The organism is Actinoplanes sp. CA-131856 (assembly GCF_050956135.1).
GTDB lineage: Bacteria > Actinomycetota > Actinomycetes > Mycobacteriales > Micromonosporaceae > Actinoplanes.
Window position 1 is genome coordinate 5,506,782 of sequence record NZ_CP191849.1, and the last position, 26,224, is coordinate 5,533,005.

Genomic DNA, 26,224 nt, shown 5'->3' on the forward strand with positions numbered 1-26,224 from the left:
ATTGGTCGACGTCCTCCGCTCGCAGCCGCATCTGGACCTCGCGGATCTGGCGAAGGCCGCCCTACCGGTGCTCGTGTCGGTCATGGGCCTGCGGGCACACGGCGCGGTCCTGCACTGGGTGCACCCCGGATCGTTGCAGGAGGCGGCGATCGCCGAGCCGTTCGACTTCCAGACGGCAATGCAGCGCGACTTCGCCGTCTACCAGCGGTACAACCAGCAGCATCCCCTGCTCAGATATTGTCTCTCGCACCCCAGCAGCCCACCGGTGACGCTGTCCTGGTGCGCGCCCGGTCGCGCCCGGCGGGAGGAGACGGCGCTGTACCGCGAGTACTTCCGCCCTCTCGGGGTGAACGAGCAGCTGGCCGTGGTCACGAACATCGGGAGCAGCACGTACGCCGGCATCAGCCTCTCCGGACCACGACGTGGCTGCTTCTCCGAGCGCGAAGCGGGGATCCTCCGTCTGCTCCGGGACGAACTGACGGTGGCGGTCGAACGGGCCGAGCATCGGATGTACGAGCGGCTGGCCAACGACTTCGAAGCCCAGCTGAAGACCTCCGAGCAGGTCGTCGTCATCGCGGTCGACCGCCTGGGCCTGGTGCGGATGTGCAGCGGGGCCCTCTGGAACGTGGTCGACGAGGCGCTCGGGCCGATCATCCGGGGCGCCCCGCTCCCCGCGGCGCTCCACGGCGTGGCGCGGCATCTGGCGAGCGTGCCGCCGACGGCCCGCCGGCCCTATCTCGTCGCCTCGCCTTCGGGGGACGCGGCATTCGTCGTCCTCTGGTTCGGCCTCGACTCGGCCACCGAGGGCGTGCTCCGTGTCGATCTCGCCGCGATCTATGACGAACGATGGAATCGGCTCCAGCCGGACGAGGTACGCCTGATGGATCTGTGGGCGACCGGCCGGACCGCCGAGGCGATCGGCGGTGAGCTCGGCATCTCCGCCAAGACCGTGCACAACAAAGTCAACAAGATCTACGCGAAGCTGGACGTACCGAACCAGCGGGCCGCGATCAGGGAGTACTACGGACGCCGGCTGCGTGGCGCCGCCGCGTGACGCGGTTCAGGGGTGGGCGAAGGCGGCTGTCCGGGCGTACCCCTCAATGGTCTTGATCTCGGCCTCCGACAGGCCGATCTCGGCCCGGGCCGTCTCGTACTCGCCGGAGAGGGTGATCGCGGAGGCGCGCGGGTCGTCGGTGGCCAGGGCGACCGGGACCCCGGCGGCCAGCAGGCGGCGCAAGGGGTGCTCGCGGTAGCTCGGGGCCACGCTCGTGTGCAGGTTGCTGGTCAGGGCCACCTCCAGCGTGATGCCGCGCGCCGCCAGGTGGTCCAGCAGGGCCGGGTCCTCGACCGAGCGGACCCCGTGCCCGATGCGCTCGGCGCCGAGGTGGTTGATCGCGTCCCACACGCTCTGCGGGCCCGCCGCCTCGCCCGCGTGGACCGTCACGTGCAGGCCGGCGTCGCGGGCCTTGGCGAACGCCGGCGCGAACTCCGCCGCCGGCACCCCGGCCTCGTTGCCGGCCAGGTCGACCGCGCAGAACGTGTCGCGGCGCGACAGCAGGGTGTCGACCTGGGCCACGCCCTGGGCCGGGCCGAGGTCGCGCAGCAGGATGCCGATCATTGCGACCGGCAGGCCCGTCTCCCCCGACGCCGCGCGGACGCCGGAGGACACCGCGTCGATGACGGCCTCGGGTTCCAGGCCGGTCTCCCGGCGGATGAACCACGGGCTGAACCGCAGCTCCAGATAGCCGAGGCCGTCATCGGCGGCGTCCCGCACCACCTCGGCGGCCGCCCGCTCCCAGTCCTGGGGGCGCGGGAGGGCGGACGGCGCGGCGTCGACCTTGTCGAGGAAAGGGACGAGGCCGCCCAGAGGGCCCCGGGCCACGAGCAGGTCCTCGGGGTCGGCGGCGACGGCCAGGGGGTGTCCGTCGCGGTGCGCCAGCTCGAGGACGGTGGCTACTCGCAGGGAGCCTTCCAGGTGGCGGTGCAGGTCGATCAAGGTCACAAGGACGGGAGCTTAGCCCAGCCAGGTGCCGAAGCTGACGGCGCCGACGCGGGCGCCGCTGCCGGGGGCCGGGGCCAGCGAGTCGACCACGGCGCCGAAGTAACCGGCGGCCGGGTCGTCGACGACCGTGCGGGCGTCGCCCTTGGCCTCGAGGTAGCGGCGGACGAACGACGCCAGCGTGCCCGCCTCGGGGCCGGCCAGCTCGACCACGCCGTTGGTGGCGGGCTCCTCGACCAGCGCGGCCAGGGTGGCGGCCACGTCCTCGGCGGCCACCGGCTGGAAGCGCGCGGTGGAGGCGTGCACCACGCCGTCCTTGGTCGAGAAGTCGGCGATGCCGGGCACGAACTCGAAGAACTGGGTGGCCCGCAGGATGGTGAAGGGGACGCCGGCCTCGCGGATCTCACGCTCCTGGGCGACCTTGGCCCGCATGTAGCCGCTGTCCGGGATCTGGTCGCAGTTCACGATCGAGACCGCGAGGTGGTGGCGCACGCCGGCCGCCTTCTCGGCCGCGCCCAGATTGGCGGCCGAGGTCCGAAAGAACTCCAGCACCTCGTCGTCGCCCCAGGACGGCGCGTTGGTCAGGTCGACGACCAGCTCGGCGCCGGTCAGCGCCTCGGCCAGGCCCTCGCCGGTGACCGAGTTGACGCCCGTCGAGGGCGAGGCCGCGGTGGCGTCGTGCCCGGCGGCGGTGAGCAGCGGGATGAGCTTCTGGCCGATGAGCCCGGTGCCACCGATGACCACGATCTTCATGACGTACCCCTAACTCGGATATCTCTTGTCCGGGTCAACTCTACTCGGACAAGATGTGTCCGAGTCAAGTAGGATGTGACCATGAAGATGTCCGGCGGTGTCGAGTGGGCGCTGCACTGCACCGTCGTTCTGAGCGCGGCCGACCGCCCCGTGCCCGCCGCCCGCCTGGCCGAGCTGCACGACGTCTCGGCCAGCTACCTGGCCAAACAGCTTCAGGCCCTGTCCCGCGCCGGCATCATCCGGTCCGTGCAGGGCCACGCCGGCGGCTACGAGCTGGCCCGCGAGGCGTCACGGATCACAGTGCTCGACGTGGTCGAGGCGGTCGACGGGCCGCAGCCGGCCTTCCTGTGCACCGAGATCCGCCAGCGCGGCCCGCTGGCCACGCCGCCCGAGGCGTGCGACAAGCCCTGCCCGATCGCGCGGACCATGAGCGCGGCCGATCAGGCCTGGCGGGCCTCCCTGCGCGCGGTCACCATCGCCGGCCTGGCCGGCCTGGTGACCGAGGACAACGGCGCCGGCGCGTTCACCGCGATCCGCGCCTGGCTGTAAAGCCTCAAGCGGGGTTCAGCGCCGCCGATCTCAGAGGCACGACTGGGGGTCCCGGCGAGCGCAACCGGGCCGCACCGTCACGGGCACCGAGCGCGCACCGCACGCCCCGCAATCTCTTCTCATGCCCGGCCGACAACGGCCGGACAACAGGGGGAGATTAGATGCTGCGGAAGTCCATGTACTCGCTGGCCGCGCTCGTCGCGGGCCTCGGTGCGGCGCTCGCCGGGCCGGTGGCCGCGCAGGGCGCGACGACGCCGGCGGCGCCGGCGGGCGAGTGCGTGACCGACGCCAAGCTCGTCCCGACCTGCGGCGTCCTGTGGGGCGCGGCGGCCGGCGGGTTCAGCAGCCTGCCCCGCGACCAGGAGCTCAAGACCTGGGAGCAGAAGTCGGGACGTACGTCCTCGATCTTCCACGTCTACCACAAGGGCGACGAGAAGTTCCCGACCGCGTCCGAGATCGCGATGGTCCGCGACAAGGCCAAGCCCCGCGTGCTGCTCATGAACTGGCGCGTCGAGTACGGCTCGACCTGGGCCAACGTCGCCGCCGGCAAGCTCGACGCGCGCATCGACGCGTTCGCGGCCCGGGTCAAGGCGACCATGCCGGAGAAGTTCTTCCTCGTGCTCAACCACGAGCCCGAGGACGACGTGCGCACCGACCCGAAGCTGGGCATGACGGCCAAGGACTTCGCCGCGTCGTACCGCCACGTCATCAAGCGCCTGAAGTCCAAGGGCCTCGACAACATGATCAACGTGGTCGCGTACATGGGCAACGAGAAGTGGATGGCCCAGTCGTGGTGGAAGGACCTCTACCCGGGTGACGACGTCGTCGACTGGATGGGCCTGGACTCGTACGTCTCCTCCGAGGTCCCCTACTACCACGCCGGCGTCTTCGCCGACCTGCTCGACCGCAAGGCCAAGGGCGGTCAGGGCTGGTACGACTGGGCCACCAAGAACCACGCCTCGAAGCCGATCATGGTGGCCGAGTGGGGCGCCTACCACCGCGTGGGCAAGGTCGTCGACAAGTCCAAGCAGTTCAACTCGGTGCTGCCGGAGCTGGCCAAGCGCCCCAAGGTGAAGGCGATCGTCTACTTCGACACGAAGAAGGACTTCTTCGGCGACCGCGACATCAGCATCGACAGCTCGCCGGCCTCGCTGGCCTCGTTCCGCAAGCTGGCCGCGTCGCCGAAGTTCAACGTGACCCTGCGCCTTCGTTGATCCGCACCGGCAGGGCGTCCAATCCGAAGACGATGGACGCCCTGCGGTATGTCAGCTCCCGTTCGGGCACGGCCAGCCGCATCTCCGGGAAGCGCTCGAACAGGCGCGGGTACGCGATGCGCAGCTCCATGCGGGCCAGTTCCGCGCCGATGCACCGGTGGATGCCGTACCCGAAGGCCAGATGGGACCTTTTCATCGGCCTCGTCGTGTCGAGCTTGCCCGGATCGGCGCCGGTCGCCGAGGGATCGCGGTCGGCGCCGCTGAGCGAGCAGATCACGATGTCGCCCGCGCGGATGTCGGCGCCGCCCACCTTGTGATCGCGGATCGCCACGCGGGGGAAGGCCACCTGCACCACGGTCATGTAGCGCAGCAGCTCCTCGATCGTGTCGTCGAGGTTCTCACCGAGCCGTTGCCGCAGCCCGTCGTCGGTCATCAGCGCCAGCGCCCCGAGCGCGATCATGCTGGCCGACGTCTCGAGGCCCCCGGTGAGGACCCCGTCGGCCAAGCCGGCCAGTTCCCGGTCGTCGATCTCGTTCCCGTGGGTACGGATGAGCGAGCCCAGCAGCCCGTCACCAGGCTCACGGCGCTGGCGTTCGATCAGCCCACCGAGGTACGTCAGCGACTCCCCCACCGCGTCCAGCGACGCGCCGGCCCCGTCGGCGAGGTCGAAGCGGGCCGTGCTCAGCTTCTGGAAGTACTCGCGGTCCTCGTACGGCACCCCGAGCAACTCGCAGATCGTCAGCGCCGGCACCGGCAGCGCGTAGTCGTTCCAGAGGTCCACGTCGGTCTTGCCGGCCATCTCGTCGAGCCGGCCCTGAACGATCGCCTCGATCCGGGGCTGCAGGCGCATCAGGCGCCGCATGGTGAACTCCGGTGTCAGCGCCTTGCGCAGCCGGGTGTGCACCGGCGGGTCGGCGAAGCCGAGCCCACCGGGATCCTGCGTCACGTTGATGCCCACGCGCCCCGCGAACTTGCCGAAGTCGTTGCTGTAGCCGTCGAGGCTGCCCAGCACCTCGCGCACCGGCTCGTAGCCGGTGATCAGCCATCCGCGCATCCCGAGCGGCAGCGGAAGCCGGCTGACGGGATCGCGCTCGACGCGGCGGGCCATCTCCTCGACCGGGTCGAGACCGTCGCGGTGCAGCGGCCACAGCAGCTTGTCGGGCAGCATGGCCAGTCCCGCATAGGGGCCGTTGCCGCCCGCGAACCTGCGCGCGAGCAGCCCGAACACCTGGGACCGCACCGCCGACACCAGCGAGGTCATCCCCACGCCGTTTCCTCCCCATCCTGGAATTCGCAGAAGATGATCACATGGATGCCTGGCAAAAGGACGTACGCGGAGGTTAAATTTCATATGTACAGCCGTACACATCGTATGTACGCTCGTACGCATGACGCTCCTCGCGCCGGCCGCGCCTTCCGTACAGGCCCGCCGGGCCCGCCTCGCCGTGGCCGCGGTGTTCCTCACCAACGGTGCCCTGTTCGCCAACGTCGTGCCCCGCTATCCCCAGATCAAGGCCGATCTCGGCGTCACCAACGCCGTCCTCGGCACGGCCATCGCCGCCATGCCGCTCGGCGCGCTGCTGGCCGGCCTGCTGGCCGCCTCGGCGATCCGCCGCTTCGGCTCGGCCCGCGTCGCCGCCCCCGGCATCGTCCTGCTGGCCGCCGCGACTTTTCTCCTGCCTTTCGCCCCGACGTGGTACGCCTTCGCCGGCGCCATGTTCGTCGTGGGCGCCCTCGACGCCATCGTCGACGTGGCGCAGAACGCCCACGGGCTGAGGGTCCAGCGCCTGTACGGCCGTTCGATCGTCAACTCGTTCCACGGCGTGTGGAGCATCGGCGCCGTGCTGGGCGGCCTCATGGGCTCCGCGGCGGCCGGCCTGGGGTTGTCCCTCACCGTCCACCTCGGCATCTCGGCGGCCGTGTTCAGCGCGGTGGCGCTGGCCGCCTTCCGCTTCATGCTCCCAGGCCACGAGGACGCCGAGCGATCGGTTACCCCGTCCGATACCCCCACGACGGCGAAGCGGGCGATGACCGGCACGGCCGTACGCCTGCTGGCCATCCTGGGCATCCTGGCCGCGTGCGGCGCCCTGGTCGAGGACGCGGGTTCGTCGTGGGGCGCCCTCTACATGACGAACGACCTGCACACGAGCGCCGCCACGGCCGGCCTGGCCTTCGTGGCGCTGCAGGTGGCGATGACCGCGGGCCGCCTGACCGGCGACCGCGTGGTGGACCGTTTCGGCCAGCGCACGGTGGTCCGCGCCGGCGGCGCGCTGGCCGCCGTGGGCATGGGCGCGGCCCTGCTGTTCCCGTCGGTGCCGACCGCGCTGGCCGGTTTCGCCCTGGCCGGCCTGGGCGTGGCCACCCTGGTCCCGGCCACCATGACCACGGCCGACGAGATCCCCGGCCTCTCGTCCGGCACCGGCCTGACCGTCGTGAGCTGGCTCCTGCGCGGCGGCTTCCTGCTGTCACCCCCGCTGGTAGGCCTGATCGCCGACCAGACCAGCCTGCGGGTCGGCCTGCTGAGCGTGGTCCTGGCCGGCGTCCTGACCTTCACCCTGGGCCGCGTCCTCGCCGACAGGCCCGCCCACAACTGAGGATCACCGGCAACGCGGCCACCAGGGCGGCACCCCGCAGAACCCCGGCGATCGGGTACGCCGCCCGCACGCCCCACTCGTGCACGACGAACCCGCCGGCCACCGCGCCGAGCGGGGCCAGCCCGAGCGAGAGCATCCGATAGACCGCGCTGACCCGGCCCAGCAGTTCCGGCGGCACGACGCTCTGCCGCAGGCTGACCGTGGCGACACTCCACATCGACGAGAAGAAGCCGATCGCGGCGAGGCAGAGACCCAGGGTGTACGGGCCGGTGCTGAACCCGGCGGCCAGATACGCCGGCACGGCCCCGCCGAGCGCGAGCAGCAGGCCGCCCCGGTGGCTCGCCAGCCCGCCGGCGATGCCGCCCACCGCGCTCGCGGCGAGCAGCAGCCCGTACGCCGTCACCCCCATGCGCAGCTCGGAGGTCGCGAGCAGCACGAGGGTGACGGCGGCCAGCTGGAAACAGAAGAGATTGACGGCGAGGAGAAGGGCGAGCGTACGCAGGAAGCGGTGACCGGCCAGCCAGCGCAGCCCCTCGGCCACGGCCCGGCCCAGCGGCACCGTCGCGGGCGGCCACCACCTCACACGCCCCCAGCGCGAACGCCGCCACGACCAGGAGCGGCACGCCCGCCACACCGGCCACGACCGTCAGCGCCAGAGCACCCGCCACGACGGCCTGCACCACCTGCGCCCACCGCATCAGGGCGACCCGGTCGTGCCGGTCGACGAGCGCGCCGACCGGCAGCGACAGCAGCAACGACGGCAGCACCCCCGCCGCGGCGACCAGCGAGACCAGCCGCGGATCCGGGGTGAGGGCCACCGCGAGCAGGGGAACGGCCGCGGCGTAGGCGCCGTCGCCGAGGTTGTTCACGATCGAGGCCGTCTGGAGGAGCCGAAAGGCGGCGGGTAACCGGGTCACGGCGACCACCCTGGAGCGCGGTCAGCCGTCGTGGACACGATGTAGCGCGCCGCTACATAATCTCCGCGTGCCTTTGACGGTGAGTCTCGATGTCACCGAGCTGGCCGGCACGAGGTTCGCCATATCGCCCCTCGCCGAGACCGTGGCGGCGCTGGTCCTGCTGAGCGACCGGGCCGGCCCCGGGCCGCACGGCCGCTGGCTGCGCTGGGCCGTGGGCGAGGCGCGCGCCCTGCATCTCCCGGCGACCTGGCCCCTGCTCGTCAACGACCGCCGGTTCTGGCCGGAGTTCCTCCTCCCCGCGCCCGAGAGCTTCGCGCCGGCGATCGACGATGACCTGGCCGCGCTCCGGCGGACGACCTCCGGCCAGGTCCGCACCGGCCTGTTCCGGGTCTTCGGCGACGACCTGCCACCGGCCGCCGCGCGTCTCGCGGCGGCCCCCGCCGCCGGTCTGCGGAGGATCGCGGCCGAGCTCCACGAGGCGTACGAGACGCTGGTCGCACCCCACTGGCCGAAGATCCGCTCGCTGCTCGGCGCCGACGTGGCCCACCGGGCCGCGCAGCTGGCCGAGGGCGGCGCCGCCCGGCTCTTCGCCGCCCTGCACCCCGACCTGGACTGGCACGAGGGCCGGCTCATCCAGCGCAGCCGCCCCGGCGACCGGACGATCCGGCCCGCCCCCGGCGGCCTCGTGCTGATGCCGTCGGCCCTGCGCTCCTCGTCCGCCCACATCAGGGCGTCCACGTCCACGTGGACCACCGTGCGCTACCCGGCACGAGGCATCGGCACCTTGTGGACGGCCGGCGCCCACCCCGCGGCCGGCGCCGCGGCCAGACTGCTCGGCCGCGCACGGGCCGACCTGCTGGAGGCCCTCCGCTCCCCCGCCACCGGCGCCGACCTGGCCCGTTCCCTCGGAGTCACCCCGAGCGCCGTCTCCCAGCACCTGCGCGTCCTGCGCGACTCGGGCCTGGTGACCGGCACCCGAAGCGGCCGCCGCGTCCTCTACGCCACCACCGAGCTCGGCCTGTCCCTGTTACGTCCTTCCGCATGAGGCGGATATCGATCACCGCACGCTGGAGATCATCCGCTTGACCCGGCCGAGCCAGGCCGGGTCCTTCCCGAACCGGACGGACTGATTCGAGACCCGCCCTGGCGGTCATGCCGCGTCCCGGCGGATGAGGGCCGTGGTGGCGGCGGCGAGGACCGCGATCGTGCACACCGCGGTGGCGGCCGCGCCCTCCGATGGCTGCAGCAGGGCGGTGTCCGGCAGCCACGGTGCGCTGGCCGGGAAACGGGCGCGCAGCAGAGGGCCCACCATCAGGTACGCCGTCAACGTCACGGCGACGCTCGGCAGCGTACTTCTCAGCAGCAGGCCGATTCCCGCCGCCGTCAGCGTCGTGGCCAGCAGGTAGGCCGATGCGGGCGGTGTCAGCAGTGTGAGCGGCCCGGCCACCGCGACCAGCGCCCCCACCTTCGCGGCGACCAGGCGCGGGCGGCGGGGAACGGCCAGCAGGCTCGTGCCGAACTGACCCTGGAACTCGTGCGTGGCCGCCAGAACGCCGAAGACCAGGAAACCCACCTGGCTGTACGGCGCCGGCTCCGGCAGCAGCGCCGCCGCTGCGGCCAAGGCGGCCGTGCACAGCAACGACGGCAGCGTGAGCAGCTTGCGGATCTCGGCGTGGACGGCGGTCACGCGTCCCTCCGGTTGAACAACACGGCCGCGCCGGCCAGCATCGCGGCCACCCACGCCGTCATGATCAGGCCCGCGGTCACCGGCGCGATGCGCTCGTCCGGGCCGCCGCGCAGGAACATGTGGGCGCCGACGATGTCGGGCAGGTAGGCCGCCAGGCTCGTCACCTTGGTCAGGAGGTACGACACCGAGACCACCGAGGCGTTCATGATCAGCAGGGTCAGTGTCACCACGCCGTTGCGGGTGGCCAGCGTGATCGCGTACGCCATCAGCCCGAGCAGCACCCAGTAGAGCACCGCCCCGGCGATCCGCCCCACCGACCACGGCGCCACCGAGGTGCCGTGCACCGCGCGGGTCAGCGCGACCGTCGCCGCCGCCGTGAGCGCTCCCTGCACTGCCGTCACCAGGGTGAGCGCCACACCCTTGGCCGCGAGCAGTCGCATCCGGCGGGGCTGCGCCATCAAGCTCGTGGTCACCTGCCGGCCACCCGGGGTGTCGTCCGTGCGCGTGTACTCGCTGCTCACGATCACCACGCCGAGGATCATCGCGCCCAGCAGGCCGATGCCGAGGTTCTGATAGCCGAGATCGGCCACGTCCCGCCCCTCGGCCATCGCCCGGCGCATCTCCGGCGCGTTGACCAGCACCAGCGCCGGGGCCGCCAGCATGCCCAGGATCAGGCCGGCCCAGGCCGTCGGCAGGCCGAGCAGCTTGCGCACCTCCACGGTCACCACGACCGCTCCGCCCCGGTGAGCGCGAAGAACGCGTCCTCCAGCGTCGCGTGCCCACCGGTGACACCGGCGAGCGTGCCCTGGGCGACGACGGCGCCCTTGTCGATCACCACGACGTCGTCGGCGGTCTCGGCCAGCTCGCCCATCAGGTGGCTGGAGAGCAGCACCGTGCGCCCTTCGGCGGCGCTGTCGCGCAGGAACGAGCGCATCCAGCGGATGCCGCCCGGGTCCAGGCCGTTCACCGGTTCGTCCAGCACCAGCACGGGCGGGTCGCCGAGCAGCGCCGTGGCCAGGCCCAGCCGCCGGCTCATGCCGAGCGAGAACCGGCCGGCCCGCCGCGACGCGTCACCGGTCAGGCCGACGATCTCGAGGACCTCGTCCACCCGGCGGCGGCCGATGCCGTTGCTCGCCGCGACCCACCGCAGATGGGCTCGCGCCGAGCGGGCCCGGTGGGCGCCGCTGCCGTCGAGGAGGGCACCGACGACAGTCAAGGGACGGGAGATCTTGGCGTACGGCCGCCCTCGCACCAAAGCCCGCCCGGCGCCCGGCCGATCGAGGTCGAGGAGGATGCGGATCGTCGAGGTCTTGCCGGCGCCGTTCGGCCCGAGGAAGCCGGTGACCCGCCCGGGCCTCGCCTCGAAGCTGACGTCGCGCAGGATCGTCCTGCGCCCCTTGGTCTTGCCGATCCGGTCGATGGTGATCATAGGCGTCAGTCAAGCCCGCGGCCGGAGCGTGCACATCGGACCAGGCTCGCAACCTTCGCGGGCCGCCTACGACCCAGGTCCGAGAATTACAGTGGCCTTCCATGAGCGCAGACCGCCGCCCGGTGCGGCGTTCCCGGGCCGTGCGGGTGCTCGCGGTCGTGGCCGCGGTGGCCGCCGTGGCGATGGTGACGACCGGTTCGCGGGGCGCCGCGGCCACCATCGTCCCGCCGGTCCTCGTCGGCGCCTCGGTCGCGGCCGCCCTGTGGGCGATCCGCCGGTGGCGGGCCGACCGGGCCGACTACGAGGCGCGGCTGACCGCGTGGGCGGCCTCGGAGGCGGTGCTGGCCGAGCGCCTGCGCATCGCCGGCGACCTGCACGACGTGGTCTCCCACGGCCTGGGTCTCATCACGGTGCGGGCCGCCGCCACCCGGCACGCGGGCGATCCGGCGGAGGCGGGCGCCGCGCTCGCCGACATCGAGGAGGCGAGCCGCACCGCCACGGCGGAGTTGCGCCGCATGCTCGCGGTGCTTCGTGGACCGGCCACCGTCCAGCCCCGGGCCCCCGCCGAGACCTTGGAGGACCTTCCGGAGATCGTACGGGCGGCGGCCGTGACCGGCCTCCGCCCGAGGCTCACGACCGGCGACCTCGGCCCGGTCTCACCGGGCGTCCAGCTCGCCGTCTGCCGGACGGTGCGGGAGGGCCTGAGCAACGCCGCCCGGCACGCCGGTCCCACCGACGTCCGGGTCGCCGTCCACCGCGACGGCACGGCCATCACGGTCACCGTCGCGGACGGCGGCCCCGCCCCATCCGGCTGGCAGGCCGCGCCCGGCGCCGGGCACGGCCTGCTCGGCCTGCGCGAGCGCGTCACCGCCTTGGGCGGCACGCTGCGCGCCGGCCCCGTCGACGGCGGCTTCCGTCTGACCGCCCGCATCCCCGACGAGCCGACAACAGCCACCACGGACAAACCGACCGCAGCCCCTGACAAGCCGACAACAGCGCTCACGGACAAACCGACCGCAGCCGCTGACAAGCCGACCACAGCGCTCACGGACAAACCGACCGCAGCCGCTGACAAGCCAGCCGCAGCGACCATTGACGCGTCGATCGCAGCGATCGCTGACGGGCCGACCGCTCCCGATTCCGACAAAACGACCGTCCCGGGTCCCGGTGAGCCGACCGAGCACGGTCCCTCGGCCGGTGAGCTGGTCGCCCGCGTCCTGGACGGGACGCCGTGACCGGGGCGGCCGTGCGCGTCATGCTCGCCGATGATCAGCCGCTGCTGCGGCAGAGTCTCGCCATGATCATCGACCGGGAGCCGGACCTCGACGTGGTGGCGCAGGCCGCCGACGGGGCCGACGCGGTGGCCCGGGCCCGCGGCGCACGCCCGGACGTCATCCTCATGGACGTCCGCATGCCCCGGCTGGACGGGCTCGAAGCGACCCGGCGGATCTGCGCCGACCCGATCCTCGGCCGCACCCGCGTGGTCGTCTTGAGCATGTTCGAGCTCGACGAGTACGTCCACGAGGCGCTGCGCGCCGGCGCCTCCGGCTTCCTCCTCAAGGACGCCCGCCCCGAGGACCTTCTGGCCGCCATACGCCGTACGCATCGGGGCGAGTCCCTTTTCGCCCCCGCGATCCTGACCCGCCTGATCGCCCACTATCTCGAGGCGCCCCGGCCCGAACGCGACGGCCGGCTCCGCGGGCTGACCACCCGCGAGACCGACGTGCTGGCCCTCATCGGCGGCGGCCTGTCCAACGACGAGATCGCCGCGGCCCTGGTGATATCGGTGAAGACCGTGAAGACCCACATCACCCACCTGCTGTCCAAACTCACCGCCCGCGACCGGGCCCAGCTGGTGATCGCCGCCTACGACGCGGGCCTGGTACGACCGCGCTAGGACGGTCAGAACGGGTAGGAGGCGGGCTGGCTGCGGACCGTCACCCAGCGGGTGTCGGTGAAGGCCTCGATGTTGGCCGCGGCACCGCCGAAACGGGAACCGGTGCCGGAGGCTCCGGTTCCGCCGAACGGGGCGTTGGCCTCGTCGTTGACCGTCTGGTCGTTGATGTGGGCGATGCCGGTGGGGATGCGGTCGGCCAGCTCCACGCCCCGCATCGCGTCGCGGGTGACGATGCCCAGCGAGAGGCCGTACTCCGATGTCGTCGCCAGGGCCACCGCCTCGTCGAGGCTGCCGAAGCGGGCCACCGGGGCGACCGGGCCGAAGATCTCCTCGGCGAAGGCCGGGGTCGACGGGGTCACGCCGGCGATGACCGTGGGGCGGTAGAACAGGCGGTCGTACTCGCCTCCGGCGGCCACGCGGACGCCGTCGCCCGCGCTCGACGTGACCAGCGAGTGGATTTTGTCGCGCTGGCCGGCGTCGATGACCGGGCCCAACGCCACCTGCTCGCGGGCCGGGTCGCCCACCGGGAGTTTCGCCGCCTTGTCGGCCAGGCGTTCCACGAAGTCGTCGTACAGGCGCTCGTGCACCAGGTGCCGGCCCGTGGTCATGCAGATCTGGCCCTGGTGGAACCAGCTCCCCCAGGCGGCCAGGTTCACCGCCGCCTCGACGTCCGCGTCCTCCAGCACCACCAGCGCCGAGTTGCCGCCCAGCTCCAGATGGGCTCGCTTCAGGTGCTGGCCGGCCAGCGCGCCGACCTGGCGACCGGCCGTGGTCGATCCGGTGAACGAGATGACCGAGACCTCGGGGGCGGTCACCACCGCCTCGCCGACCTCGCGGCCGCCGGGCAGCACCTGGAGCAGGCCGTCGGGCAGGCCCGCCTCCTGGAAGACGCGGGCCAGGACCAGACCTCCGGTCACGGCCGTGCGGGGATCGGGTTTCAGCAGTACGGCGTTACCCAGCGCCAGGGCCGGGGCGACCGACCGGATGCCCAGGATGATCGGGACGTTGAACGGGGAGATGACGCTGACCACGCCCACGGGGTAGCGGCGGGTCATCGACAGGCGCGGCTCGCCGCTGGGGATCAGCTCGCCGTACGGGCGGCCGGGCAGCGACGCCGCCTCCCAGCACTCCTGCTCGGCCGTGTGCACGGCGAAGCCGGCCATGCCGGGGACGGCGCCGACCTCGCGCACGTTCCACCAGGAGATCTCCTCGGCGTGCTCGGCCCACAGCGCGGCCGCGCGGCGCAGCACGGCGGCCCGTTCGGTGTGCGGCGTCGCGGCCCACGACACCTGGGCCGCGGCGGCCGCACGGGCCGCGGCGAGCACGTCGCCGGGGGTGGCCAGGTTGATCCGGGCCAGGGTGCCTCCGGTGGCCGGCTCCACCACGTCCATCGACGGGCCGCTCCCGGCCCGCCAGGATCCGTCGATGTGGAGCAGGTCGTGCCACCGGTCCTCGCTCAAAAGCACCATGGGCAGGACCCTAGGCACAGTGTTTCCGAGTAATCAACACGGTGTTTCAGATATTCGAATCGGGGCGGTACCCGAGTTGGTGGGAGATGTCGGCGGCCGTTCGCAGGAGCGGGCCGGACAGGCGGGCGATCACCGAGTCGACCGACGCGGTCCAGGTCGTCAGGTGGACCGCGATGTTGATGGCGGCCACCACGTGACCCGAGCGGTCGCGGATCGGGGCCGCGATCGAGCGCAGCCCGGGCGCCAGTTCCTCGTCGTTGACCGCGATGCCGCCGCGGCGCACGGCGGCCAGCGCGCCGACCAGCTGCTCCCGCACGGTGATGGTCTTCGGCCCGCGGCGGGCCAGGTCCATCCGGTCGAGCAGCGGCCGCAGCGCCGCCGGCTCCCGATGGGCCAGCAGGACCTTTCCCATCGAGGTGCAGTACGCCGGCAGGCGCGACCCGACGTGCAGGTTCAGGTCGACGTGGACGCCGGTCTGCCGCCGGCTGCGGCGCCGCTCGACGTAGACGATGTCGGCCCCGTCGAGCACGGCCATGCTGGCCGCGCACCCGGTCTCGTCGGACAGGCCCTGCAGATAGCCCGCGGCCACCCCGGTGATCTCCATCGAGCTGATCGCCGCGAAGCCGAGGTCGACCACCCGCGGCCCCAGCGAGTACTTGCGGGTGTCCGGGTCCTGTTGCAGGAAACCCAGCCCGGCCAGGGTCGCCACGTAGCGGTGGGTGGTGCTGCGGTTGAGGTCGACGGCCCGGGCCAGGTCGGCGATGCCGAGCACGGGGCCGTTCTCGGCGAACTCGGTCAGGATCCGCAGGCCGCGTTCGAGCGACTGGGACGTGGAGGGATTCACTCGAGCACTCCTTCGAGCGGCGTTCCACCTATTCGAACACTCGATTGACGTGTGTCGCAAACCACTCCTACCTTCCGTGGGCACCAGACCTGCCGGGAGGCATCCATGGAAAGGCGCGACCTCCTCAAAGCAACCGGGCTAGGCGTTTCCGCTCCCTTGCTGGCCGCGTGCGGCGGCCTCGGGAGCGACGATTCCGCCGAGAAGACCGACGTATTGAAGATCGGATTCGTGAGCCCGCGAACCGGCGCGGCCGCGGGGTTCGGCGAACCCGACGCGTACGTCCTCGATCTCGCGAAAAAGGCTTTAGGCAAGGGCATCAAGCAGTTCCAGGTGCAGATCCTCGACCGCGACAGCCAGTCGAATCCGCAGCGCGCCGCGCAGGTCGCCAACGACCTCATCAACGGCGACCGGGTCGATCTCATGCTCACCACCAGCACGCCCGAGACGGTCAACCCGGTCTCCGACGCGTGCGAGGCCGCCGGCGTGCCCTGTGTGTCCACTGTGGTGCCGTGGGAGGCCTGGTACTTCGGCCGGGGCGCGAAACCGGACGAGAAGAACGCCTACAAGTTCACCTATCACTTCTGTTTCGGCGTCGAGCAGTTCCATCAGATGTACGCCCACGAGTGGCCCCAGGTGCCGACCAACAAGAAGGTCGGCGTCATGTGGCCGAACGACTCCGACGGGAATGCCATCCGCGCGTCGCTCGGCCCGCTGCTCAAGCAGGAGGGCTACACGATCGTCGACCCGGGCGCGTACACGAACGGCACCAACGATTTCTCGGCGCAGATCGCCCGGTTCAAGGCGGAGAACTGCGAGATCTTCAACTCGTTCCCCATCCCACCCGATTTCGCGACGTTCTGGCGGCAGGCGGCGCAGCAGGGATACGTGCCCAAGATCTGCCAGGTGGCCAAGACGGGGTTGTTCCCGTCGCAGATCGAGGCGCTCGGCGACATCGGCCTCGGCGTGGCCGGTGGCGCCTATTGGGCGCCCTCATATCCGTACACCTCGACATTGACCGGAATCGGCGGGGAAGCGCTGGCCGACGGATATCAGGACGGTGCCGGAAAGCAATGGAACCAGCAGTTGGGGCCGAGCCTGGCCTTGTTCGACGTGGCCCAGGCCGCGCTGACCGCCGCCGCCGATCCGAAGGACAAGGCGGCGGTGGCCAAGGCGATCGGCTCGCTGGAGGTGGAGACGCCGGTCGGGCGGCTCAAGTGGGGCTCCGGGCCGAACGCCAACGTCGTGGCCACCCCGATCCTCGGCGGCCAGTGGATCACGTCGACCGACAGCCGCTACAAGGTCGAGTTCGTCCTGGTGGAGAACTCCTCCGACCCGAACGTGCCGACGGCGGCCAAACTCCGGCGGTATCCCCTGTGACGGCGCTGCTGGAGGGGCGCGGGCTCACCAAGCGCTTCGGCGATCTCGTGGTCCTTGACGACCTTGATGTCGCGATAGCAGCGGGCGAGGCGGTCGGCATCGTAGGACCGAACGGCGCCGGGAAGACCACGCTGCTCAACGTCCTCGCCGGATCCGCGGCCGCGGACGAGGGACAAGTCGCCTATAACGGCATCGACATCACCAGAGAGCGACCCGACCAGCGCTGCCGGCGCGGCATCGGGCGCGCCTTCCAGATCCCGCGGCCGTTCGGTGGGATGACGGTCCTCGAAAACCTCGTGGTGGCGGCCAGCTACGGCGGTGACCGCACGACGGCGTACGCGAGATGTGTCGAGGTCCTGGAGGAATGCGGCCTGACGGCGCTGGCCAACCGGCGGGCGGACAGTCTCGGCCTGCTGCACCGCAAGCGCCTCGAGCTCGCCCGCTGCCTCGCCACCCAGCCGGCAGTGGTGCTGCTCGACGAGATCGGCGCCGGCCTCACCGACGCCGAGGCGGCCGAACTGGTCACGGCGGTCAAGCAGGTGCGGGCGAACGGCACCGCGGTCGTCTGGATCGAGCACATCGTCCACGTGCTGGTCCAGGTGGTCGACCGGCTGATCTGCATGGACACCGGCCGGGTGATCGCCGACGGCCCGCCGCAGGCCGTGCTGGGGGACGCGAAGGTCATCGACGCCTACCTCGGAAAGGCGGCCTGATGCTCGAGGTCCGGCGGTTGACCGCGCGGCACGGGCTGCTGACGGCCGTGCGCGATGTCCAGTTCAGCGTGGAGGACGGCAGCACCGTCGCCCTCATCGGCGCCAACGGCGCGGGCAAGACCACACTTCTCCGGACGATCGCCGGCGCCCACCCACCGGCGAGCGGCACCGTCGTCTACGAAGGAGAGGACCTCGCGGGAGTCCCCGCCCACGAGCGCGTCCGCCGGGGCATCGCCCTGGTGCCCGAGGGCCGGCGGTTGTTCCCCGAGCTCACCGTCGAGGAGAACCTTCTGGTGGCCCGCGCGCGTCCCGGCCCGTGGAACCTGGAGACCGTCCTCGCCGCCTTTCCCGCTCTGGGGCCGCTGAGAAGACGGCCCGCCGCCCGCCTCTCCGGCGGCCAGCAGCAGGCGACCGCCATCGCCCGCGCCCTGATGACCAACCCCCGGCTCCTGTTGATCGACGAGGTCTCCCTCGGACTGTCCCCGAAGGCGGTGAACGAGGTGTATACGTCGCTGACAGCGTTGTCAGGGCAGGGAACGACGCTGGTCGTCGTCGAACAGGACCTCGCACGGGCGATCTCCACCGCGGACCGTGTCATCTGCCTGCTCGAAGGCCGCGTCGTTCTCGACGCCGCGGCCGGCGACCTGACCCGCGACCAGGTCGTCACCGCCTACTTCGGCTTCGCGAGGCAGTCGTGAGCTGGGCCGGCGCCGTACTCCAAGGGATCTTCCTGGGTGGCCTCTACGCCCTGTTCGCCTGCGGGCTGTCGCTGATCTTCGGCGTCATGCGGATCATCAACCTCGCCCACGGCGACCTGGCCGTGCTCGGCGCCTTCCTGGTGTGGTCGGTCTGTGTTCAGGCCGGGGTCGGGCCGTTCGTGGCCCTGCTGCCCGTGCTGCCGGTCATGCTCGCCCTCGGTTACGTGCTGCACCGCACGTTACTGGCCCGCAGCCTGCGGGCCGGCCCGCTCACCCCGCTGCTGACCACGTTCGGCCTGGCCATCGTCATCCAGAACGCGCTGCTGGAGGCGTACTCCCCCGATGTGCGCTCCCTCGGCGGCGCGGCCGGCGCCCTGGCCACCGGCAGCTGGCAGATCGGCCGGCTCACCGTCCCCTGGCTCGGACTGCTCGTGCTGGCCACGGCCGTGCTCGTGCTCGGCGGGCTGCATCTGCTGCTGCGGCGCACCTCGTTCGGCCGCGAGATGCGGGCCACCGCCCAGGATCCCGACACGGCGGCCTTGGTCGGCGTGCATGCCCGGTCGGTGTACGCCAAGGCCACCGCGATCGCCGTCGCCACGGCCACCCTGGCCGGGGTGTTCCTCGGCATGCGCTCGGTCTTCGACGCCTCCAGCGGCCCCACTCAGCTCATCTTCGCCTTCGAGGCGGTGGTGATCGGCGGTCTCGGCTCGATCTGGGGAACGCTGTGGGGTGGCATCGTGCTCGGCGTCGCCCAGACCGTCGGCGCGGCCGTCGACCCCCAGTACTCGATCCTCGCCGGCCACCTGGTCTTCCTGATCGTCCTCGCGAGCCCGCGCGGAAGGGGGCTCTTCCGTGAGCGGCTGGCAGGTTAGGCGAGCGTCCCCGGCTCCCTCGCTGATCCTGGCGGCCGGAGGTCTCGCCCTCTTCGCGGTCCCGTTCCTCTTCCGCACGGACGTGGTCCAGCAGCTCACCACCCTCGGCACGCTGATCATCCTGGCCACCATGTGGAACGTCCTGGCCGGATACGGCGGCCTGGTCTCGGTCGGGCAGCAGGCTTTCATCGGCTTCGGGGCGTACGCCACGGTGTTCCTGGCCCAGAAGGACATCCACCCGTATCTCGCGATCGTGCTCGCTTCCCTGGTCTCGGCCGTGCTCGCCGTAGTACTGGCGCCGCTGCTGCTGCGCCTGCGCGGCGGCCAGTTCGCGGTCGGCACGTGGGTCGTGGCCGAGGCGCTGGCCCTGCTCATCGCGCTTGATCAAGACCTGGGCGGTGGTACGGGCGTCTCGCTCCGCGGGCTCAACTCGATCGCGCCGGACTGGCGGAGGGCGTACACCTATTGGCTGACCTTGATCTTTGGTCTGGTCCTGCTCCTGATGGTGTTCCTGCTGCTGCGGCGCCGCACCGGCGCCGCCATCCAGGCCGTGCGCGACGACGAGGAGGCGGCGGCCTCCCTCGGCGTGCGGGCCTGGCCGTTGAAGGTCGGCCTGTTCGTGCTGGCCGGCTTCGGATGCGGCGCGGCCGGGGCGCTGACGCTGGCCTCCACGCTCTTCATCCAGCCGCAGTCGATCTTCGGGGTGCAGTGGAGCGCCTACCTGCTCTTCATGGTGCTGGTCGGCGGGATCGGCACCTTCGAGGGCCCGATCCTCGGCGCGGTCGTCTTCTTCCTGTTGCAGGACTGGTTCGCGCAGTACGGGGCGTGGTACCTGATCGGGCTGGGCGCGGTCGCGATCGGATTCGCGCTGTTCCTGCCGCGCGGACTGTGGAGTCTGGCCGCCGACCGGATGCCGTTCCGGCTGTTGCCCGTCGGTTACACTCTGCATCCCTATGGCTCGTGAGGTGTCACACCACATCGGCGGCGCGCCCGTCGGGTCGCTCAGCGGGCGGCGCCATCCCGACCACGACCCGTGGACCCGTTCCGTCCTCGCCTCGGTCTCCTCGGGCGACGGCGACGACGCGCGGGCCGCGGTCGCCGCCGCCCACGAGGCGTTTCCGGGGTGGGCCGCGCTGCCGCCGACCGAGCGCCAGATCATCTTCATCCGGGCCGCCGACGAGCTGGCCCGGCGCGGCGACGAGGTGCTGGAGCTGCTGGCCGCCGAGACCGGCTGCGGACCCTATTTCGGGCGCATGCAGCTCGATTTCTGCCTGGCCCTGCTGCGGCAGGCGGCCGGCCTCGCCCACCAGCCCACTGGCCAGATCCTTCCGACCGATCTTCCAGGGTCAAGGGCTTTGGCCGTACGCCGCCCGGTCGGCGTCGTGGCCGCCATCGCACCCTGGAACGCGGCTCTGAGCCTGGCCGGCCGGGCCATCGTGGGCCCCCTGGCCCTGGGCAACACGGTCGTCCTCAAGCCCTCGGAAGAGTCGCCGATCACCGGCGGGGTCCTGTGGGCCGAGATCTTCACGGCGGCCGGGTTGCCGCCGGGAGCGGTGAACGTGGTCACCCACGCGCCCGGTGACGCCGGGGAGATCGCGTCAGCTCTGGTCACGCACCCGCTCGTACGGAGGGTGAGCTTCACCGGTTCCACGGTCACCGGGCGGCGTCTGGCCGAGCTCGCGGCCCGTCACCTCAAGCGGCCGGTCCTCCAGCTGAGCGGGCACAACGCGCTGATCGTGCGGGCCGACGCCGACCTGGACCTCGCGGTCAACGCGGCGGCCTACGGGGCCTTCGTCCACCAGGGCGAGATCTGCATGTGCGTCCGGCGGATCATCGTGGAGGAGCCGATCGCGTCCTCTTTCACCGCCAAATTCGTGGATAAGGTGGCCGGGCTTGCGGTCGGGGATCCCCGTGATCCCCGTACGGTGGTCGGGCCTTTGATCAATGAATGGGCCTTGTCGCTGGTCGCACGGCGGGTGGATGAGGCGGTGGCGATGGGCGCGCGGGTCCTCACCGGAGGAAAAGCGCAGCCTCCCTGCTATCCGCCGACCGTGCTGACCGACGTTCCGGCCGCGGCGGAGATCGCCTTCGAGGAGACGTTCGGGCCGGTGGCGCTGCTGGAGACGGCGGCCGGCGCCGACGACGCGGTGCGCAGGGCCAACGCGTCGAGCTACGGGCTGACGGCCGGGATCATCTCGGCCGACACGTACGGAAGCCTCGACCTGGCCCGGCGCCTCGAGGTCGGCATCGTGCACATCAACGACCAGACCGTCAACGACGAGCCGCAGATGCCGTTCGGCGGGCTCAAGGACTCGGGCTGGGGCCGGTTCGGGCTGCGCTTCGCCGACGAGGACTTCACCGAGCTGCAATGGATCACCCTGCGGGACGAAAGCCGCGAGTTCCCGTTCTGAACCATGCGCGGCCCGGTCCCGTACTGCTGGTCGTGCCTTTGACAAAGATCCGCCGCGCGCTCGGCCCCGCGGTCACCGTCCTCGCGGCGGTCCTGCTCGTGGCGGCGCTGGTGGTGCCGGACACGATCGCCCGCCCGGCCGACGGCGCGTTCGTGCCCGCCGCGTTCCTCCGCCTGCCCATGGAGCTGATCTTCGCGGGCGCGGTGGTGCTGGCCGCGCCGTTTAAATGGCGGCGGCTCTTGGCGGGCTTCTTCGGTCTCGGCATCGGCGTCCTGGTCATCCTGAAGATCGCCAATGCCGGCTTCCGGACCGTCCTGGGCCGCAAGTTCGACCCGGTGCTCGACCCGCCGCTGCTGCACGACGGCTACAACGCGCTGACCGAGACCGACGGCTCGACGGTGGCCAACCTGGCCGTGGCCGCAGCCGTCCTGCTCGGCGTGGCCCTGCTGGCCGGCCTGACGTGGTCGGCGGTCCGGCTCGCGGGCGTCGCCGGCCGCCATCAGCTGCCGGTGCGCCGCACCCTCATCGGCCTGAGCGCGGTCTGGCTGGCCCTGGCGCTGAGCGGCCTGACGCTCTACCCGAACAACCCGGTGGCCTCCGACTCGGCCGCGGCCATGGTCAAGACCCTGGCCCGCCAGGTGCCGGCCACGATCCGCGACGAGCGCCAGTTCGCCGCGGCGGTCAGCCACGACGCGTACGCGGGCGTCCCGGCGGCCGACCTCGTCTCCGGCCTGCGCGGCAAGAACGTCATCATCGGGGTGGTGGAGAGTTACGGCCACAGCGTGCTGACCGACCCGGCCATGAACGCCGTCCTCACCCCGACCCTGGCGGCAGCGGACTCGCAGCTGACGACGGCCGGTTTCCACGCGAAGACCGGCTGGCTGACCTCGTCCACCTACGGCGGCGGCAGCTGGCTGGCCCACGGCTCGTTCCAGTCCGGCCTGTGGGTGACGAGCCAGCGCCGCTACGACGAGATGGTCAGCGGCGACCGGCTCACCCTGACGCGCGCCTTCCACGAGGCGGGCTGGCAGACCGCGGGCGTCGAGCCCGGCAACACGAAGGACTGGCCGGAGGCGGGCTTCTACGGCTACGACCGGGTCCTCGACTCCCGGAACATGGGATACAAGGGTCCCGACTTCGGCTGGTCCCGCATGCCCGACCAGTACACGCTGGCCACCTTCCAGAGAGAGGTCTACGGCAAGGCGCAGGGCCCGGTGATGGCCGAGATCACCCTGACGTCGAGCCACGAGCCGTGGACCCACATCCCCACGATGGTCGACTGGGACAAGATCGGCGACGGCTCGGTCTACAAGTCGATGGAGGGCACGGCCCAGGACCGCTCGACGTTGTGGGGCGACCCGGCGAAGACACAAGCCCAGTACGCGAAATCGGTGGCCTACTCAGTGGACAGCCTGATCTCCTGGGCCACCAAGTACGGCGGCGACAACTTGGTCCTGGTCATGTTCGGCGACCACCAGCCCATGTCCATCATCACGGGCCCGAACGCCAGCCACGACATCCCGGTGACCGTGATCGCGAAGGACAAGACGGTCCTGGACCGCATAGCCTCCTGGAACTGGACCGAGGGCCTGCGCCCCACCGACAAGACCCCGGTCTGGCGAATGGACGAGTTCCGCGACAAGTTCTTCACGGCTTACGGCCGCACCCCCGGCGTGGCCCTGGGCAAGCGCTGAGCCATCGCTCATCTGCCATGAGCGCGTGCGGAGGGCTGATGTTGGTGGCACCGTGGGCTCATGGCGTACGGAGTGGTGTTGCGGCCGGATGTGGACACGTCGAAGGCGCTGGTCGGCCTGTCGCATGCGATCGGAGACGGGCACCGGCCCCTCATGCTGCTCGGGGACGACGGGCCGCCGCATGTGTCGGTGCTGCATGTGGACTGTGGCGATGAGCAAGTGGCGGGGATCGTCGCGGCCACCGCGGCCTACCGGGAGCAGGTGTTCGAGGCCAAGGTCATCGGGCTGCTGTACACCGTGATCGCGCCCGGCGACTACTACGTGCCCAGCGGGGGCTACTACTTCGGGGTGGAGGTCATCCGCAGTCCGGGGCTTGATGCTCTTCACCAGGAGTTTCTGCGGCTCGGGCATCCTCCGCTGGGGCTCGTGGGTGAGGACTTCCGGCCGCACGTCACTCTCGGGGTCACCGCCGAGCCGCCCGCGCTGCCGGATCTGGCGACGGTGCCCACCGGGGTGCTCCGGCTGACCATGTCCAGTGGGCCGGTCGGGCCCTTCGGGACGTTCCCCCGCCTCGTCCGGTGACCTGGACGAGGCCGGGGTGACGGCCGGTCAGAAGGGGAGCTCCCCGTTCTCGTCGGTCAGGGTGCCGGTCGGGCCGTCCGGGCCGAGGGTGGCCAGGGCCACGACGACCCGGGCGCTCTCCGCCGGCGGGCGGCCGATGCCCCAGGCGGCGGTCATGTCGGTGGCGGTGGGGCCGGGCTCGACGGCATTGAACTTGATGCCCGGCTGGGACTTGGCGTACTGCACCGTGAGCATGGTCGCGGCCGCCTTGGAAGCCGCGTAGAGCGGGAGCGGCAGCCCGTACTCCGGCCGGTCCGGGTTGGTGACCGCCCAGAAGGAGCCCATGCTGCTGGAGACGGTGACCACCGTGGGGTTCGCCGACTTGCGCAGCAGGGGCAGTGCCGCCTCGGTGACCCGGATCAGGCCGATCGCGTTGGTGTCGAACGCGCGCAGGGCGGCCGGGCCGTCGACCGGGCCGTCGGCGAGGATGCCCGCGTTGTGCACCAGCACGTCGAGGCGGCCCTCGGCGGCGCCGATCGTCGCCAGCGCCGACGACACCGACGCGTCGTCGGTCACGTCGAGCTGCACGAAGCGGGCGCCCAGCTCGGCCGCGGCTTTCGCTCCGCGTTCCGGGTCGCGCGCGCCGACGTACACAATGTGGCCCTGGTCTTGAAGTTGCCTTGCGGTCTCGAAGCCGAGGCCCTTGTTGGCCCCGGTGATCAGAGTGACGGTCATGGCCGGAACGCTAGGCGCGGCCCCGGGAGCCAACCAGATCCCTGCGGTGCCAGGGGAACGACAGGACCCCCTCTGTTTCCGTACGCCGAAATAGGCTGGCCCGGTGAGCGAGACGACCAATGCCCTCGGGGCCTTCCTGCGCGCCCGGCGCGAACTGGTGACGCCCGAGCAGGCGGGCATCCCCGACGTCGGTGTGCGCCGGGTGCCGGGCCTGCGGCGTGAGGAGGTGGCCATGCTCGCCGGGATCAGCGCCGACTACTACCTGCGCCTGGAGCGCGGCCGCAACCGCCACCCGTCCGTGCCGGTGCTCGAGGCGATCGCCCGGGTGCTGCGCCTCGACGAGGACCACTTCGCCCACCTGCTGACCCTGGTCGCCGAGGTGCCCCGGCGGCGCAAACGACGGCCCCGCAAGCAGACCCCGCCGCCGGGCGCGCTCAAGCTGCTCGACTCGCTGATCCAGCCGGCCTTCATCGAGGACCGCTACTTCGACATCCTGGCCTCCAACAGCCTGGCCCGGGCCCTCTCCCCCGGCCTGGCCGCGGGCGGCAACCAGCTGCGCGACCTGTTCCTCGACACGGCCGAGCAGGCGCTGCACCCGGAGTGGGAGAACGTGACGGAGTGCTTCGTGGCCAACCTGCGCCAGGCGGTCGGCAACGACATCGACGATCCGCGCTTCATCGAGCTGACCGGCGAGCTGACCCTGGCCAGCCCTCGTTTCCGCGCTCTGTGGGCCCGTCATGAGGTACGGGGTCAGACCGGCACCCCGATCAAGATGAACCACCCGCAGGTCGGCGAGCTGACCCTCAACCGCGAGCGCCTGGCCATCAGCGGCACCGACGGCCTGATGCTGGTCGTCTTCCACCCGGACGCCGGCTCCACCGACGCCGACAAACTGACCCTGCTGGCCTCGGCGGCGCTGCCCGGCGCCACCCGCGACGTGGCGCCCCGGCCCGTCTGACGCCGATGCTGCTCACGGTGGCCGGGTCGAGCTGCTCCGGGAAGACGACCGCGGTGCGGGCCTGCGCGGAAATCGACGGACTGGTCGTGCACGACTTCGACGAGACCGGCGTGCCGCGCGGTGCGGACAAAGTGTGGCGGCAGCGAGCCACCGAGGAGTGGATCCGGCGGGCGCTGCGATGGCAGGACGAAGGGCTCGACGTCATCCTGACCGGGCAGTCGCCCCTGGGTGAGGTGCTCGCCTGCCCGTCGGCCACCGAGCTCGACGGGATCGCCGCGTGCCTGGTCGACGTGGACGACCGGGAGCGGTGGCGGAGGCTGGTGGACCGTGGTGCCGCCGACCCGGCCTTCCTCGCGTGGGCACGATGGCTGCGCGGTCACGCCGCCGATCCCCGGCATGCGCCGGAGGTGATCACCCAGGGCGGTCACGAGGCGATGCGGTGGGAACGCTGGCGGGGCTGGGCCAGAGGCGATCGGCGCTGGGCCGTACGGGTCGTCGACACCACCGGGCGTACGGTCGAGCAGACCGCGGCCGACCTCACCCGGTGGATTGCCGGGGCCCGCGCGGACAGGGCCGCCGGACGGCTCGCCCTGACCGGCGCGTGGGCGGGCTGACGATAAGGTCGCCACTGCCCGCTCCGGCCGCGCCCCTGACACCGGAGCAGAGGGCTCGGCGTCGTTGCCTACGATCCCGCGTGGCCGGCTCGCTTCCGGCGCTACGAGGCACGCATCCGCGACGCGCTCGGCGGCCGGGCGCTCGCCGTCGAGCATGTCGGCTCGACGGCGGTGCCGGGCCTGGCCGCCAAGGACCGCGTCGACATCGACATCCTCCGCCGCGCGGGACTGCGCTGAGC

28 protein-coding genes and 1 pseudogene are annotated in these 26,224 nt (G+C 71.8%); 18 read left to right on the top strand and 11 right to left on the bottom strand.

Annotation, left to right across the window (positions count from 1 at the left end; genetic code table 11):
* Position 1: 1 nt before the first annotated feature.
* A complete protein-coding gene (locus ACQP2X_RS25540) occupies positions 2 to 1,054 on the top strand; it encodes a helix-turn-helix transcriptional regulator (RefSeq protein WP_498686076.1) in 1,053 nt (350 codons plus the stop codon).
* 6 nt (positions 1,055 to 1,060) lie between these two features.
* On the opposite strand, the gene add is transcribed toward ACQP2X_RS25540, so the two are convergent.
* Positions 1,061 to 2,002 carry an adenosine deaminase gene (add, locus tag ACQP2X_RS25545; RefSeq protein WP_498686079.1) on the bottom strand — a complete coding sequence of 314 codons (942 nt, stop codon included), beginning with the start codon at positions 2,000 to 2,002 and terminating at the stop codon, positions 1,061 to 1,063.
* Between the two features lie 12 nt (positions 2,003 to 2,014).
* Positions 2,015 to 2,752 (bottom strand): SDR family oxidoreductase, encoded by a 738-nt coding sequence (locus ACQP2X_RS25550; RefSeq protein WP_498686080.1) that lies wholly within the window; start codon positions 2,750 to 2,752, stop codon positions 2,015 to 2,017.
* Positions 2,753 to 2,833: 81 nt separating this feature from the next.
* Here ACQP2X_RS25550 and ACQP2X_RS25555 point away from each other — a divergent pair, with 81 nt between their 5' ends.
* Positions 2,834 to 3,301, top strand: coding sequence for an RrF2 family transcriptional regulator (locus ACQP2X_RS25555; protein ID WP_498686082.1), 468 nt, complete (start codon positions 2,834 to 2,836; stop codon positions 3,299 to 3,301).
* A gap of 161 nt (positions 3,302 to 3,462) precedes the next feature.
* Positions 3,463 to 4,515, top strand: a complete 1,053-nt coding sequence (locus tag ACQP2X_RS25560; protein ID WP_498686084.1) for a glycoside hydrolase family 26 protein — start codon at positions 3,463 to 3,465, stop codon at positions 4,513 to 4,515.
* On the opposite strand, the gene ACQP2X_RS25565 is transcribed toward ACQP2X_RS25560, so the two are convergent.
* Positions 4,490 to 5,776 carry a cytochrome P450 gene (locus ACQP2X_RS25565; RefSeq protein WP_498701039.1) on the bottom strand — a complete coding sequence of 429 codons (1,287 nt, stop codon included), beginning with the start codon at positions 5,774 to 5,776 and terminating at the stop codon, positions 4,490 to 4,492. The two genes, ACQP2X_RS25560 and ACQP2X_RS25565, sit on opposite strands and share 26 nt — an antisense overlap.
* 127 nt (positions 5,777 to 5,903) lie before the next feature.
* On the opposite strand from ACQP2X_RS25565, the gene ACQP2X_RS25570 reads away from it, so the two are divergent.
* The gene (locus tag ACQP2X_RS25570; RefSeq protein WP_498686086.1) at positions 5,904 to 7,109 is read left to right on the top strand and encodes an MFS transporter; all 1,206 of its coding nucleotides are present in this window, start codon (positions 5,904 to 5,906) and stop codon (positions 7,107 to 7,109) included.
* On the opposite strand, the gene ACQP2X_RS25575 is transcribed toward ACQP2X_RS25570, so the two are convergent.
* Together ACQP2X_RS25575 and ACQP2X_RS25580 are read right to left on the bottom strand one after the other, a co-directional pair.
* The gene (locus ACQP2X_RS25575; protein WP_498686088.1) at positions 7,066 to 7,692 is read right to left on the bottom strand and encodes an MFS transporter; all 627 of its coding nucleotides are present in this window, start codon (positions 7,690 to 7,692) and stop codon (positions 7,066 to 7,068) included. The two genes, ACQP2X_RS25570 and ACQP2X_RS25575, sit on opposite strands and share 44 nt — an antisense overlap.
* A gap of 55 nt (positions 7,693 to 7,747) precedes the next feature.
* Positions 7,748 to 8,035, bottom strand: a pseudogene (locus ACQP2X_RS25580) (MFS transporter); the annotation flags it as partial.
* Between the two features lie 58 nt (positions 8,036 to 8,093).
* On the opposite strand from ACQP2X_RS25580, the gene ACQP2X_RS25585 reads away from it, so the two are divergent.
* On the top strand, positions 8,094 to 9,071 hold the full coding sequence (locus tag ACQP2X_RS25585) for an ArsR/SmtB family transcription factor (RefSeq protein ID WP_498686089.1): 978 nt from the start codon (positions 8,094 to 8,096) through the stop codon (positions 9,069 to 9,071).
* A gap of 105 nt (positions 9,072 to 9,176) precedes the next feature.
* Here the strand turns inward: ACQP2X_RS25585 and ACQP2X_RS25590 are convergent, their stop codons facing one another.
* From ACQP2X_RS25590 to ACQP2X_RS25600, 3 genes are read right to left on the bottom strand one after another with little or no spacing between them, the layout of a single operon-like run.
* Entirely contained in the window at positions 9,177 to 9,713 is a 537-nt protein-coding gene (locus ACQP2X_RS25590) for a hypothetical protein (RefSeq protein ID WP_498686091.1), read from the bottom strand.
* The gene (locus ACQP2X_RS25595; RefSeq protein ID WP_498686093.1) at positions 9,710 to 10,441 is read right to left on the bottom strand and encodes a hypothetical protein; all 732 of its coding nucleotides are present in this window, start codon (positions 10,439 to 10,441) and stop codon (positions 9,710 to 9,712) included. Before ACQP2X_RS25595 ends, ACQP2X_RS25590 begins: the two co-directional genes overlap by 4 nt.
* Complete coding sequence (locus ACQP2X_RS25600; protein ID WP_498686094.1) at positions 10,435 to 11,142, bottom strand: ABC transporter ATP-binding protein; 708 nt, start codon at positions 11,140 to 11,142, stop codon at positions 10,435 to 10,437. The genes ACQP2X_RS25595 and ACQP2X_RS25600 overlap by 7 nt, the downstream gene beginning before the upstream one ends.
* 101 nt (positions 11,143 to 11,243) lie before the next feature.
* Here ACQP2X_RS25600 and ACQP2X_RS25605 point away from each other — a divergent pair, with 101 nt between their 5' ends.
* Together ACQP2X_RS25605 and ACQP2X_RS25610 are read left to right on the top strand one after the other, a co-directional pair.
* The gene (locus tag ACQP2X_RS25605) at positions 11,244 to 12,377 is read left to right on the top strand and encodes a sensor histidine kinase (RefSeq protein ID WP_498686096.1); all 1,134 of its coding nucleotides are present in this window, start codon (positions 11,244 to 11,246) and stop codon (positions 12,375 to 12,377) included.
* Between the two features lie 62 nt (positions 12,378 to 12,439).
* Complete coding sequence (locus ACQP2X_RS25610; protein WP_498701043.1) at positions 12,440 to 13,039, top strand: response regulator; 600 nt, start codon at positions 12,440 to 12,442, stop codon at positions 13,037 to 13,039.
* Positions 13,040 to 13,044: 5 nt separating this feature from the next.
* Here ACQP2X_RS25610 and ACQP2X_RS25615 read toward each other — a convergent pair whose 3' ends face one another.
* Both ACQP2X_RS25615 and ACQP2X_RS25620 read right to left on the bottom strand, forming a co-directional pair.
* Positions 13,045 to 14,508, bottom strand: coding sequence for an aldehyde dehydrogenase family protein (locus ACQP2X_RS25615; RefSeq protein WP_498686097.1), 1,464 nt, complete (start codon positions 14,506 to 14,508; stop codon positions 13,045 to 13,047).
* Positions 14,509 to 14,554: 46 nt separating this feature from the next.
* Entirely contained in the window at positions 14,555 to 15,352 is a 798-nt protein-coding gene (locus tag ACQP2X_RS25620; RefSeq protein ID WP_498686098.1) for an IclR family transcriptional regulator, read from the bottom strand.
* A gap of 228 nt (positions 15,353 to 15,580) precedes the next feature.
* Here ACQP2X_RS25620 and ACQP2X_RS25625 point away from each other — a divergent pair, with 228 nt between their 5' ends.
* The 8 genes from ACQP2X_RS25625 (at position 15,581) to ACQP2X_RS25660 (ending at position 23,699) form a co-directional block, all read left to right on the top strand.
* A complete protein-coding gene (locus ACQP2X_RS25625) occupies positions 15,581 to 16,729 on the top strand; it encodes an ABC transporter substrate-binding protein (RefSeq protein ID WP_498686100.1) in 1,149 nt (382 codons plus the stop codon).
* Complete coding sequence (locus ACQP2X_RS25630; protein ID WP_498686101.1) at positions 16,726 to 17,442, top strand: ABC transporter ATP-binding protein; 717 nt, start codon at positions 16,726 to 16,728, stop codon at positions 17,440 to 17,442. The genes ACQP2X_RS25625 and ACQP2X_RS25630 overlap by 4 nt, the downstream gene beginning before the upstream one ends.
* Positions 17,442 to 18,140, top strand: a complete 699-nt coding sequence (locus ACQP2X_RS25635; RefSeq protein ID WP_498686103.1) for an ABC transporter ATP-binding protein — start codon at positions 17,442 to 17,444, stop codon at positions 18,138 to 18,140. Before ACQP2X_RS25630 ends, ACQP2X_RS25635 begins: the two co-directional genes overlap by 1 nt.
* Complete coding sequence (locus tag ACQP2X_RS25640) at positions 18,137 to 19,012, top strand: branched-chain amino acid ABC transporter permease (protein WP_498686105.1); 876 nt, start codon at positions 18,137 to 18,139, stop codon at positions 19,010 to 19,012. The genes ACQP2X_RS25635 and ACQP2X_RS25640 overlap by 4 nt, the downstream gene beginning before the upstream one ends.
* Positions 18,993 to 19,976: a branched-chain amino acid ABC transporter permease gene (locus ACQP2X_RS25645; protein ID WP_498686106.1), complete on the top strand. Its 984-nt coding sequence runs from the start codon at positions 18,993 to 18,995 to the stop codon at positions 19,974 to 19,976. Before ACQP2X_RS25640 ends, ACQP2X_RS25645 begins: the two co-directional genes overlap by 20 nt.
* Complete coding sequence (locus ACQP2X_RS25650; RefSeq protein ID WP_498686107.1) at positions 19,966 to 21,423, top strand: aldehyde dehydrogenase family protein; 1,458 nt, start codon at positions 19,966 to 19,968, stop codon at positions 21,421 to 21,423. The genes ACQP2X_RS25645 and ACQP2X_RS25650 overlap by 11 nt, the downstream gene beginning before the upstream one ends.
* A 239-nt stretch (positions 21,424 to 21,662) precedes the next feature.
* Entirely contained in the window at positions 21,663 to 23,117 is a 1,455-nt protein-coding gene (locus tag ACQP2X_RS25655; protein WP_498686109.1) for an alkaline phosphatase family protein, read from the top strand.
* A gap of 60 nt (positions 23,118 to 23,177) precedes the next feature.
* Positions 23,178 to 23,699 (top strand): 2'-5' RNA ligase family protein, encoded by a 522-nt coding sequence (locus ACQP2X_RS25660; protein ID WP_498686110.1) that lies wholly within the window; start codon positions 23,178 to 23,180, stop codon positions 23,697 to 23,699.
* A gap of 27 nt (positions 23,700 to 23,726) precedes the next feature.
* Here the strand turns inward: ACQP2X_RS25660 and ACQP2X_RS25665 are convergent, their stop codons facing one another.
* Positions 23,727 to 24,413, bottom strand: coding sequence for an SDR family NAD(P)-dependent oxidoreductase (locus tag ACQP2X_RS25665; protein WP_498686112.1), 687 nt, complete (start codon positions 24,411 to 24,413; stop codon positions 23,727 to 23,729).
* A gap of 103 nt (positions 24,414 to 24,516) precedes the next feature.
* Here ACQP2X_RS25665 and ACQP2X_RS25670 point away from each other — a divergent pair, with 103 nt between their 5' ends.
* The 3 genes from ACQP2X_RS25670 to ACQP2X_RS25680 all read left to right on the top strand — a co-directional run bounded on the left by ACQP2X_RS25670 (position 24,517) and on the right by ACQP2X_RS25680 (position 26,222).
* Positions 24,517 to 25,371: a helix-turn-helix domain-containing protein gene (locus ACQP2X_RS25670; protein ID WP_498686113.1), complete on the top strand. Its 855-nt coding sequence runs from the start codon at positions 24,517 to 24,519 to the stop codon at positions 25,369 to 25,371.
* A gap of 5 nt (positions 25,372 to 25,376) precedes the next feature.
* A complete protein-coding gene (locus tag ACQP2X_RS25675; protein WP_498686115.1) occupies positions 25,377 to 25,985 on the top strand; it encodes a hypothetical protein in 609 nt (202 codons plus the stop codon).
* Between the two features lie 114 nt (positions 25,986 to 26,099).
* Complete coding sequence (locus ACQP2X_RS25680; protein WP_498701047.1) at positions 26,100 to 26,222, top strand: GrpB family protein; 123 nt, start codon at positions 26,100 to 26,102, stop codon at positions 26,220 to 26,222.
* Positions 26,223 to 26,224: the final 2 nt, after the last annotated feature.